Source organism: uncultured Xanthomonas sp., assembly GCF_964278005.1.
Classification (GTDB): domain Bacteria; phylum Pseudomonadota; class Gammaproteobacteria; order Xanthomonadales; family Xanthomonadaceae; genus Xanthomonas_A; species Xanthomonas_A sontii.
Genome location: NZ_CAXYKF010000003.1, coordinates 55,488 through 66,352 on the forward strand (window position 1 = coordinate 55,488; position 10,865 = coordinate 66,352).

Sequence of the window (10,865 nt, forward strand, 5' to 3'; positions counted from 1 at the left end):
CCTCACCAGTCGTCGCTGCGGAACGGGCCCACCGGCAACTGCTCGCGGTTGACCAGGTTGGCGTCCTCGGGGTTTTCGCTCCAGGCGTAGCGCAGCGCCTGCGGCTGCGGCACCGCATCGCTGCGGACCACCACCTGGTCGCCCTCGATGCGTGCCTGCGCCGGATGGAAGCGCCGATCGGCACCGGCCAGGGCGAAGCCGTGCACCACGCTGCCGCCGCCGCGCACCGCCAGGGTGCTGCCCATCAGGTCGAACATCACCCGCGCCTGGCCATCGGCGAACGTGGCGCGCGCGAACACCGGCGCGCTGTAGACCAGGGTTTCGCCGTAGGCCACGTGGCGTGCGACCAGCGCCAGGCGATGCCCCACGTCCTGCTTGTTGGGGGGATGGATGTTGTCCGGCGTGCCGATGTCGATGGTCACCGCCTGCCCGGTGGCCGGCAGCGCCAGCGTCCTGGTCTGCGATTCGCGCAGTTGCGCCCACGGACTCAAGTCGCCCTGGTCGTTGCCGGCCTTCCAGTTGGCCAGTTGCACCCACAGGAACGGCAGCTGCGGCTGTCCGCGCTCCTGCCGCCAGCGCCCGATCAGCGACGCGAACTGCTCGCGGTAGCGCAGCGCGCCATACGGGTAGGCGTTGCTCTCGCCCTGGTACCAGATCACGCCCTTGACCGGGAACGGCTGCAAGGGATGGATCATCGCGTTGTACAGCAGCGTCGGCACCTGGTTCTTGTCGTCGTTGGCGGCCAACGTCACCTTGCCCGGGCGGAACTGCCAGTCGCCGGCCAGCGAGCGCGGCTGGCCGCCGTCGGGCTGCACGAAGAACGCCACCGCATCGCCGGGGATGCCGCCGAAGCCGCCGGTATCCAGGATGCGGATCGCGATGTGGTTGACGCCGGCGCGCAGCGCTGCCGGCGGCAAGTGGTAGCGGCGCGGCTCGGTGTAGCGCCCTTCGGTGTGGCCGACCTCCACGCCGTTGACGTAGGTGGTATCGGCATCGTCGGCCGGGCCGATGCCCACGACCGCGCCGGCCTTGGCTTCGGCTGCACTGAGGGTAAAGGTGGTGCGGTACCAGGCGACGCCGTCCATGCCGACGTAGCCATGCTGCTCCCACAGCCCCGGCAGCGGCTGGCGGTCCCAGTCGCGGTCGTCCAGGTCGGCAGCGGCCCAGCCGGCATCCGCATCCACGGTGGTCGGCTGTGGCCAGCGCGCCAGGCGCTTTCGGGTCTCGCCGAGGTCCTGTGCGTCCTTGGCCTGCATCTGCGCGATGCGCGTGCGCACCTGCGCCGCGTCCACGCCCGGCGAGGCCGCGTCCATCCAGGCCTCGATCGCGCTGCCGCCCCAGGTGCTGTCGATGATGCCGATCGGCACGCCGGTGCGCTGGCGCAGCTCGCGCGCGAAGAAATACGCCACAGCCGAGAACGCGCCGGCAGTGGCCGGCGTGGCCGCGACCCAGCTGCCCCCGGGCAGCCGCGGCTGTGGCTGCGCCGCCCAGGCCTTGGGCACCTTGAAGTTGCGCAGTTGCGGATCCATGGCCGCCGCCACTTCGCGTGCGCCGTCGCGCGCCTGCGCCAGCGGCCACTCCATGTTGGACTGGCCGCTGGCCAGCCACACGTCGCCGATCAGCACGTCGCCGACGCGCCGCTGGCTGCCGTCGCCCTGCACCTCCAGCACGTACGGGCCACCGGCCGCATGCGCCGGCAACTGCAGTCGCCAGCGGCCATCGCGGCCTGCGACCGCACTGGCGCTGGCACCGTCCAGGCGCACCTGGATGCGTGCGCCAGGCGTGGCCCAACCCCAGACCGGAATCGGTGCATCGCGCTGCAGGACGGCGCCGTCGGCGAACAGCAACGGCAGTTGCAGTTCCGCCGCGGCCGGCCATGACGCGAACGCCAGCGCCAGCAGCGCCAGGCGAACGGTGGGATGCAGCGGTCTTGCCATGAGCGGTTCCTGCGTCGGGAGGAAAAACCGGCGGCAGCCACCCGCCTCGCCGCAGGCGGACCGCGCGCCGGAGACGGCTGCGCGCCTACCAATTGGCGCGCAGCACCAGCGAGTAGCGACGATCGTTGACGAACCAGCTGCGCGTGTACAGATGCCGGTCGACCTCGCCACCGCTGTAGGAGGTCGGCCCCATCAGCACCTTGGTCTCCGCGTTGGTGATGTTGTTGGCCTGGATGCCCAGTTGCAGGTGCGGCGTGAACCGGTAGAACACCGAGCCGTCGAGCTGGCCGTAGTCGTCCGACCAGGTGGGCAGCTTGGTCGACACGTCGCTGGCGGTCAGCAGATAGCGCGAACGCCAGTTGTAAGCCAGGCGCACCGACAGCGGACCCTTCTCGTAGATGCCGGCGAGGTTGTAGCTGCGCCGCGACAGGCCTTCCAGCGGCAGCGCCACGCCGGTCACGGTGGTCTTGGTGTAGGGATCGGTGGCCGTGTTCACGCCGCCGCTGCTGTCGACGAAGGTGAAGTTGGCATTGACGCCGAAGCCGCTCATCCAGCCCGGCAGCGAATCGAAGAACTGGGTGTAACCGTACTCGAAGCCGCGGATGCGGCCCTTGTCCATGTTGTACGGACGCGTCACCAGGAAATCCTGGCCGCCGTAGTTCTCGGTGACGGTCTGGTTGGAGAAGTAGTCCTTGACGCTCTTGTAGAACAGCGTCACGTACATCATGTCGCTGCTGTCGAAGTACCACTCCAGCGCGGCGTCGTACTGGTCGGCCTTCATCGGCTTGAGGTTGGGGTTGCCGGCGGAGCCGGTCCAGTCCTTCAGCGAGCCGTCGTCGTTGACGGTGGCGGTGAGCAGCAGATACGGCTGCAACTGGGTGTAGTCCGGCCGCGCCATCGCCTTGGACGCGGCAAGGCGTAACTGCAGCGCATCGGAGAACTTGAAGCGCAGGTTCAGGCTCGGCAGCACGTCGGTGTAGCTGCCGCGCGCGTCGTTCGGGAAGTACTGTCCGTAGTACTGGGCCTTGAGCGCATCCGAGGCCGAGGTGGCGGACAGGTCCGGATACTGGCCGTAGCCCGAGGCCTCGGTCCTGGTCTGCACCACCCGCACGCCGATGTTGCCGTCCACCGGCACGCCCAGCGCGGTGTCGTTGCCGAAGTACATCACCATGTACGCGGCCTGGGTGCGTTCGAACTGGCGGTTGGTGTCCTGCAACTGATACTGGTCCGGCGCCCAGCCATAACCGCGCAGTGCGACGATCTGCTCGATCAGCGCCGAGGTGCCGGCGTAGTCCTTGACCGCGCTGTTGCGCGGGAAATACAGGTTGTTGGGCACGCGCACCTTGCCGCGCAGCAGGTTCGAAAAGGAATACAGCGACGAGGACGCGGTCATGTAGCTGGCCAGGTCGGCCAGGCCGGTGGCGGTGCCGGGAATGGTCGCCCAGTTGTCGCTGATCACGCCCCAGTTGTAGCCGGAATTCTTGTTGGTCTGGGTGCGGTCGGTGGCGCGGATGCCGGCACGGAAGGTGCGCAGCCACGGGTTGTCGTCGTAGCTGTACTCCAGGTCGAAGCGCGTGGCCAGTTCGCGGCCGCGGTTCTTCGCCAGATGATCCATCGCCGCGCTCCAGAAGTAATTGGAGGGGTCGGCGGTGTAGCTCGGGTCGGCCAGGGTCACTGCGGGATACGTGCCGCTGAGGTCGAAGGTCAGGCCCGGCAGATAGATCGAGCTGAACAGGGTGAAATCCAGGGTGTCGCTCTGCGACTGCACCAGTTGCATGTCGCCGCGCACGGTCAGCCGGTCGGTCAAACGATGGGTGAAGCCGCCGGACAGATCGGAGGTGGTGGTGCTCTGCCGGGCGTAGCGGTTGTCGGTGTAGAAGCGCACGCCGTCGTTGCCGGTGACGTTGCCGCGCCAGGAACTGGACGCCGGCGACCCGCTGACGAAACGGCCTGCGTCGTCGTAGGTGAAGGTGGTGCCGGGTGCCGGCGCGATGGCGTTGGTGTCGTCGTTGAAGAACGCCGCGCGCTCCTGCCAGTTCATGTCGTAGGACGAGCGCAGGTATTGCACGTAGAGGTCGGTGGCGTCGCTGGGCCGCCACTGGAAGGCGGCCGCCACGCCCTTGCGCTTGCGTTCGAACTCCAGCTGCCGCCAGTTGACGCCACCGGGCACGTAGACCTTGTCGAAGCTGGTGCCGGCCAGCAACGCGGGATCGGTGCGGCGCACGAACGGTTCCACCTGGATGCCGTCGCTGCGCGTGGCCAGTTCCGAGTGCGCCACATCGAGCATGAAGCCCATTTCGCCCAGGCCGGTGTTCCAGCGATCGCTGAACAGGAACGAGCCCGACGGCTTGTAGGTCTTGCTCAGGTCGCCGTAGTTGACGTCGGCGGTGAAGCCGATGACCCGGCCCGGCTGGTCGAACGGCATGCGCGTGCGCAGGTTGACCGTGCCGCCGAGGCCGCCTTCGATGATCTCCGCCGAGGGGTTCTTGTAAACGTCCACGCCGGCCATCAGTTCGGCCGGCACGTCCTCGAAGCTGAGCCCGCGTCCGCTGGCGGCGCTGAAGCTGTCGCGGCCGTTGAGTTCGCCGCGCACCTGGGTCATGCCACGGATCATCACCCCACTGCCTTCGGCCGAGAAGTGGTCCGGGTCGTTGCGCGCCATGAAGTGATCGATGGTCACGCCGCTGACCCGCTGCAGGGTCTCGGTGACGCTGCGGTCCGGCAATGCACCGATGTCCTCGGCGCTGACCGAATCGACGATCTGCTCGGCATCGTGCTTGATCGACTGCGACTTGATCAGGCTGCCGCGCACGCCCTTGACCTCGACCGCATCGAGCTGGGTCACCGGGTCGCCCTTCTTGCGCGCGGCAGGCGGTGCGCTCGCAGACTCCGCCTCCTGCGCCAGTGCCTGTGCGCTGAGCAGCAGGCCGATGCTCAGCACGATGAGCGAACGCGGCAAAACACGGGGACGACGTGACGCTGCGGTCGGCAGAGCCGGACCACAAGAATGCTGCGATGCCATGCGGTTTCCCTCCCAGGAGACATGCACACAGACACGGGCGACGGTCGCACCAGGGCGCCGTCCTGCGAGTTGTGACGGCGCCGGTCTCAGCCGCTGCCGTATCGGATGGCGCCGCTGCGCAGAGTGGCAGGTCGGTCGCTACCGCGATCGGCCGAGACTAGGAATGCACTTGGCGTGAAACAAATGAAAAATTCCCGTCAAGCTATGCGATTCCCGACTAGCGGGATGCGCACCACGGCATGTCTACGAAATCGTCCGTCTGCGACATGGCAGCGCCTGCGACGACATTCAAACGCTCGCCGCCCGCTCGGGATACAGCCGCTTGGCCGCATTGCGCAACGCCAGCAACACGCGTTCGGCGCCAGGCGGCAACAGATAGTCGCGGCGGCGCACGATGCCGAACGATTCCATGCGCACGCCCAGCGTGATCGGCAACACGGTCAGCAGCTTGGCCTGCACATACGGCGCCACCGCCTCGGCCGGCAGCGCGGCCAGCAGGTCGCTGCCGCGCAGCAGGCTGGTCATCACCGGCAGCGACGAGGTCTCGATGACGTTCTGCGGCGCCGGCACCGCATGCTCCAAAAACATCGCGTCCAGGCGCGCGCGCAGCACGCTGTCGGCCGGCGGCAGCACCCAGCCGTAGCGGGCCAGGTCGGCATGGCGCAGGTCGGCGCGGGTGGACAGCGGGTGGCCGGCGCGGGCGATCACCGAGTGCGGCTCGTCGGCCAGCGGCTCGAACTCCAGCGCCTCGGCACCATAGGGCCCGAGGATGCGCCCGATCACGATGTCGAGCTGACCATCGAGCAGCTTGGCCACCAGCGGCCGGCTGTAGTCCATCTCCACCCGCACCAGGATGCCGGGAAACTCGCGCTTGACCTCGGCGATGGCCTGCGGCACCAGGTTGGTGCCCGGATTGACCACGGTGCCGATCGAGACCTGGCCCATGCGCCCCTCGCACAGCGCCGCGATCTCTTCCTGGGCGCGGCCGATCTCCGACATCGCCGCACGCGCGCGGCGGATCAGCACCTGCCCGTACCAGGTCGGCTCGACCCCGCGCGCGTGGCGCTCGAACAGCTTCACCCCCAGCAGGTCCTCCATTTCCGCCAGCAGCTTGGACGCCGCCGGCTGGGTCATGCTGGCCGCCTCGGCCGCGCGCAGCACCGAGCGATGCTCGTGCAACTGCAGCAGCAGCAACAGATGCCGGGTCTTCAGGCGCGCGGCATTGAACCAGGGATTGGCAGAGGCATTCATCGTGGGCAGGCGTCCTGGGGGAGCGGAGCCGCGTATTCGGCGGCGGAATAGAATATGCCTAAAATTTCATTTGCAGAGCATAGCTCACGCGCGCAGGCTACGGCCCATCGCGCCCCCGCTGGCGCCGTCGTCGTCGGGCACCGGCCCGCCGGCAGCGGAGGCTGTCGGGTGGAGCCAGCGCGCCGACGCATGGCGCGGACTGCAGCGGCCCCGCCGTCCGGTCCCGCCGCTGCGCCGCACTGGCCCGGCGCTTCCGTCACCGTCGTTTCCGCCAGGTATTCCGATGTCCGCCGCTTCCCCGTTCCGACTCCCGCTGATCGCGATCCTGCGCGGTCTCACCCCCGAGGACGCGCTGGCGCACGTCGGGGCGCTGGCCGATGCCGGCTACGACGCGATCGAGATCCCGCTCAACTCGCCGCGCTGGGCCGATAGCATCGGCCCGGCCGCGCAGGCGTTCGGGCAGCGCTGCTGGATCGGCGGCGGCACCGTGCTGCAGATCGGCGACGTCGACGCCCTGGCCGATCTGGGCGCACGCTTCATCGTCACCCCCAACACGCGCCCGCCGGTGATCCGCCACGCGGTGGCGCGCGGCCTGCAGGTGGTGGCCGGCTTCGCCACCGCCACCGAGGCATTCGACGCGCTGGATGCCGGCGCGCAGATGCTCAAGCTGTTCCCCGCCGCCACCTACGGCCCCGGCCACGTGCGCGCCCTGCGCGCGGTGCTGCCGGCGCAGGTGCCGCTGTTCGTGGTCGGCGGCGTCAACACCGAGACCCTGCACGACTACCTCGGCGCGGGCGCGATCGGCGCCGGCATCGGCGGCGAGCTGTACCGCCCCGGCCAGTCGCTCGCACAGACCCAGGCGCATGCCGCCGCCTTCCGCCACGCCTATCTGGACCGCGCATGAAGATCGTCCGCCTCACCACCTACCACGCCGCGCCGCGCTGGCTGTTCCTGAAGATCGAGACCGACGAGGGCATCACCGGCTGGGGCGAGCCGGTCATCGAAGGCCGCGCGCGCAGCGTCGAGGCCGCGGTGCGCGAACTCGGCGACAGCCTGATCGGCAAGGATCCGGCACGGATCAACGACATCTGGCAGATGCTCTACCGCGGCGGCTTCTACCGCGGCGGCCCGATCCTGATGAGCGCCATCGCCGGCATCGACCAGGCGCTGTGGGACATCAAGGGCAAGGCGCTGGGCGTGCCGGTGTACGAACTGCTCGGCGGGCGCGTGCGCGACCGCATGAAGACCTACCGCTGGGTCGGCGGCGACCGCCCGGCGGCGACCATCGCGCAGATCCAGGGTTACCGCGACCTCGGCTTCGACACCTTCAAGTTCAACGGCACCGAGGAAATGAAGCTGATCGACGGCCCGCGCGCGGTGGATGCGGCGGTGGCCAAGGTGGCGCAGATCCGCGAGGCGTTCGGCACCGCCATCGACTTCGGCATCGACTTCCACGGCCGCGTCGCCGCGCCGATGGCGCGCGTGCTGCTGCGCGAACTGGAGCCGTTCAAGCCGCTGTTCGTCGAGGAGCCGGTGCTGCCCGAGCAGGCCGAGTACTACCCGCGGCTGGCCGCGTCCACGCCGATCCCGCTGGCGGCCGGCGAGCGCATGTTCTCGCGCTTCGACTTCAAGCCGGTGCTGCAGGCCGGCGGCCTGTCGCTGCTGCAGCCGGATCTCTCGCACGCCGGCGGCATCACCGAATGCCTGAAGATCGCCAGCATGGCCGAGGCCTACGAGGTCGGCCTGGCGCCGCACTGCCCGCTCGGCCCGGTGGCGCTGGCCGCCTGCCTGCAGGTGGATTTCGTCTCGCACAACGCGGTGCTGCAGGAACAGAGCATCGGCATCCACTACAACGAAGGCGCCGACCTGCTCGACTACGTGCTCAACAAGGACGACTTCGCCTGCGACAATGGCGGCAGCATCGCCGCATTGCCCAAACCGGGCCTCGGCGTGGAAATCGACGAGGAGCGCCTGCGCCATGCCAACGCCAACCCACCCGACTGGCACAACCCCATCTGGCGTCACGCCGACGGCAGCATCGCCGAGTGGTGAGCCGATGAGCGTGTCCACTCCGCCCCGCCACACCGCCACGCTGGCGGTGGACAGCCGCTGCGCGCATGGCGAAGGCATGCTGTGGTGCGAACGCCGCGGCGTGCTGTTCTGGGTCGACATCAGCGGCCGCCGCCTGTGGCGCCACGATCCGTCCAGCAACGTCAGCCGCCATTGGGACCTGCCCGATCGTCCCGGCTGCCTGGGCCTGTTCGACGACGGCCGCCTGCTGCTGGCGCTGGCCAAGGGCGTGTACGCGGCCGATCCGGATGCCGCCGCCGAGACCGACGGCGCGTTGCCGCTGCAGCACCTGGCGGACGTGGAACCGGAGCGCGACGACACCCGCAGCAACGACGGCCGCGCCGACCGCCACGGCAACTTCGTGTTCGGCACCATGAGCGAGCGCGAGGACCAGGCGCCGGTCGGCAGCTTCTACCAGTGGTCGGCGCGCCACGGCCTGCGCCGCCTGCCGTTGCCGGGCGTGGCCATTCCCAACGCGATCTGCTTCAGCGCCGACGGCCGCACCCTGTACTACTGCGACTCGGTGCAGCCGCGCATCCTGTGCTGCGACTACGACCCGGATACCGCGCACACCGCCAACAGCCGCGTGTTCGCCGAGCTGGACCATGCCGGCGCCGAGCCGGACGGCGCCATCGTCGACGCCGAAGGCCACCTGTGGAACGCGCAATGGCGCGCCTGGCAGGTGGTGCGCTACCGCCCCGACGGCAGCGTCGAGCGCCGCGTCGCCCTGCCGGTCAAGCATCCCACCTGCCCCGCCCTGGGCGGCGCCGATGGCGGCACGTTGTACCTGAGCACCTCGCGGCAGGATCACAGCGAGGACGAACTGGCACGCACGCCGCAGGCCGGCGGCGTGTACGTGGCCGCGGTCGGCATCGCCGGCCTGCCCGAAGGACGCATCGCCAGCGCATGATCGTCGTCGATTGGGGAACCAGCAGCCTGCGCGGCTATCGGCTCGACGCCGACGGCGGCATTCTCGACCAGCGCCGCAGCGACCAGGGCATCGCCGCGTGCCAGGGCCGCTTCGCCGCAACCCTGGCCGCCCTGATCGACGGCTGGGACGGCGACGTCGTCCTGTGCGGGATGATCGGTAGCCGCAACGGCTGGATCGAACTGCCGTACGCGCCCTGCCCGGCCGACGCCGCCGCCCTGGCCGCGGCGATGCAGCCGCTACAGGATCCGGCCCTGCCCGGCCGCACGCTGTGGTTCGTGCCCGGCGTGGCCAGCGACGCCGACGCCGTGCCGGACGTGATGCGCGGCGAGGAGACCCAACTGATCGGCCTGCTCGCGTTGCTCGCGCAGGAACCGCAGACGACCGAGATCCACCACGTCTGCCTGCCCGGCACCCACAGCAAGTGGGTGACCCTGCAGGACGGGCGCATCGCCTCGCTGGCGACGATGATGACCGGCGAACTGTACGCACTGCTGCGCACGCACAGCCTGCTGGCGCGGCTGATGGACGCCGACGACGGCGTCTTCGATGCGGCCGCGTTCGACGCCGGCGTGCAGCGCAGCGGCGACCCCGGCGGGGTGCTGCACCATCTGTTCGGCGTACGCAGCCTGGGCCTGTTCGAACGCCTGAGCGCCGCCGCGGCACCGTCCTACCTGTCCGGCCTGCTGATCGGCCACGAACTGCGCGCGCACCCCGTCTTGCCGCCGGTGGTGCACCTGGTCGGCGGCAGCGGCCTGCTGGCGCGCTACGCACATGCGCTGGCCGCGCTCGGCAGCCGCGTGCGCACCCACCCCGAGGATCTGGCCGCGCGCGGCCTGTATCGGCTGGCACAGCAGCACGGCGGCCTGGCCGGCTGAGCCGCGCGCGCCGCCCGCCTTCTGCCCCGCTGGCCCGCACACACGGCGGCGGCGGCCGCTTTGCATTAGAATTACCGGGTTAATCGCCGGATCCCGCCATGCCTTTCGTCGTCACCGAAAACTGCATCAAGTGCAAATACACCGACTGCGTGGAAGTGTGCCCCGTGGATTGCTTCCACGCCGGCCCGAACTTCCTGGTGATCGATCCGGACGAGTGCATCGACTGCACGCTGTGCGAGCCGGAATGCCCGGCCAACGCCATCTACCCCGAAGACGACGTGCCGGCCGGCCAGGAAAGCTTCGTCGCACTCAACGCGGAACTGGCCAAGGCCTGGCCGGTGCTGACCACGCGCCAGGAACCGCTGCCCGACGCCGCCGAGTGGGACGGCAAGCCGAACAAGCTGCCGCTGCTGCAGAAGTAACTGCACTCATCGTGCTGCGTGAATCCCGCGCTCGCACCTGTAGGACAGTTGACTTCCAGGTTCTTCGCGTTTGATTTACAAATCTCAAGCGACAGCGAGAGCTTTCGCCTTGCGGCGAGTCACTTTTCTTTGCTTGTGCAAATAAAAGTAACCAAAAGAAAGCACACCCTGCCTCGCGCCCTGCGCGCTAACGCGCTCCGGGTCCGCGTCCAGCCCGGGGATTCGCGGAAGGGGCATCCTGCCCCTGCCGCGAACGGCGCACATCCATGTGCGCCGCCCCTTCGGGGTTTTTCCCCGGGCCGGCCGCCGCTTCGGAAGGGAACCCGGCAAGTCAAAAGCCGGAGCAACGGCAACGGC

General features: G+C 69.3%; 8 protein-coding genes. 5 read left to right on the forward strand and 3 right to left on the reverse strand.

What is annotated here, in order from left to right:
* Positions 1 to 2 precede the first annotated feature (2 nt).
* The 3 genes from ACHWVH_RS01770 to ACHWVH_RS01780 all read right to left on the reverse strand — a co-directional run bounded on the left by ACHWVH_RS01770 (position 3) and on the right by ACHWVH_RS01780 (position 6,210).
* On the reverse strand, positions 3 to 1,937 hold the full coding sequence (locus ACHWVH_RS01770; RefSeq protein WP_267094006.1) for a sialate O-acetylesterase: 1,935 nt from the start codon (positions 1,935 to 1,937) through the stop codon (positions 3 to 5).
* Between the two features lie 85 nt (positions 1,938 to 2,022).
* Positions 2,023 to 4,959: a TonB-dependent receptor gene (locus ACHWVH_RS01775; RefSeq protein ID WP_394686549.1), complete on the reverse strand. Its 2,937-nt coding sequence runs from the start codon at positions 4,957 to 4,959 to the stop codon at positions 2,023 to 2,025.
* A 288-nt stretch (positions 4,960 to 5,247) separates the two neighbouring features.
* Positions 5,248 to 6,210, reverse strand: a complete 963-nt coding sequence (locus ACHWVH_RS01780; protein WP_017913161.1) for a LysR substrate-binding domain-containing protein — start codon at positions 6,208 to 6,210, stop codon at positions 5,248 to 5,250.
* Between the two features lie 283 nt (positions 6,211 to 6,493).
* On the opposite strand from ACHWVH_RS01780, the gene ACHWVH_RS01785 reads away from it, so the two are divergent.
* The 5 genes from ACHWVH_RS01785 (at position 6,494) to fdxA (ending at position 10,508) form a co-directional block, all read left to right on the forward strand.
* Complete coding sequence (locus tag ACHWVH_RS01785; RefSeq protein WP_041500105.1) at positions 6,494 to 7,114, forward strand: 2-dehydro-3-deoxy-6-phosphogalactonate aldolase; 621 nt, start codon at positions 6,494 to 6,496, stop codon at positions 7,112 to 7,114.
* Entirely contained in the window at positions 7,111 to 8,262 is a 1,152-nt protein-coding gene (gene dgoD, locus ACHWVH_RS01790) for a galactonate dehydratase (protein WP_017913163.1), read from the forward strand. Before ACHWVH_RS01785 ends, dgoD begins: the two co-directional genes overlap by 4 nt.
* Before the next feature lie 10 nt (positions 8,263 to 8,272).
* Positions 8,273 to 9,190 carry an SMP-30/gluconolactonase/LRE family protein gene (locus tag ACHWVH_RS01795; protein WP_394686551.1) on the forward strand — a complete coding sequence of 306 codons (918 nt, stop codon included), beginning with the start codon at positions 8,273 to 8,275 and terminating at the stop codon, positions 9,188 to 9,190.
* Positions 9,187 to 10,086 (forward strand): 2-dehydro-3-deoxygalactonokinase, encoded by a 900-nt coding sequence (locus tag ACHWVH_RS01800; protein WP_394686550.1) that lies wholly within the window; start codon positions 9,187 to 9,189, stop codon positions 10,084 to 10,086. Before ACHWVH_RS01795 ends, ACHWVH_RS01800 begins: the two co-directional genes overlap by 4 nt.
* Positions 10,087 to 10,184: 98 nt before the next feature.
* Positions 10,185 to 10,508, forward strand: a complete 324-nt coding sequence (fdxA, locus tag ACHWVH_RS01805) for a ferredoxin FdxA (RefSeq protein ID WP_017913166.1) — start codon at positions 10,185 to 10,187, stop codon at positions 10,506 to 10,508.
* Positions 10,509 to 10,865: the final 357 nt, after the last annotated feature.

Excerpts from the sequence above, each read along its gene's own strand:
- ACHWVH_RS01800 (WP_394686550.1), top strand. The coding sequence starts at position 9,187 with ATGATCGTCGTCGATTGGGGAACCAGCAGCCTGCGCGGCTATCGGCTC.
- ACHWVH_RS01785 (WP_041500105.1), top strand. The coding sequence starts at position 6,494 with ATGTCCGCCGCTTCCCCGTTCCGACTCCCGCTGATCGCGATCCTGCGC.
- fdxA (WP_017913166.1), top strand. The coding sequence starts at position 10,185 with ATGCCTTTCGTCGTCACCGAAAACTGCATCAAGTGCAAATACACCGAC.
- ACHWVH_RS01775 (WP_394686549.1), bottom strand. The coding sequence starts at position 4,959 with ATGGCATCGCAGCATTCTTGTGGTCCGGCTCTGCCGACCGCAGCGTCA.
- ACHWVH_RS01780 (WP_017913161.1), bottom strand. The coding sequence starts at position 6,210 with ATGAATGCCTCTGCCAATCCCTGGTTCAATGCCGCGCGCCTGAAGACC.
- dgoD (WP_017913163.1), top strand. The coding sequence starts at position 7,111 with ATGAAGATCGTCCGCCTCACCACCTACCACGCCGCGCCGCGCTGGCTG.
- ACHWVH_RS01770 (WP_267094006.1), bottom strand. The coding sequence starts at position 1,937 with ATGGCAAGACCGCTGCATCCCACCGTTCGCCTGGCGCTGCTGGCGCTG.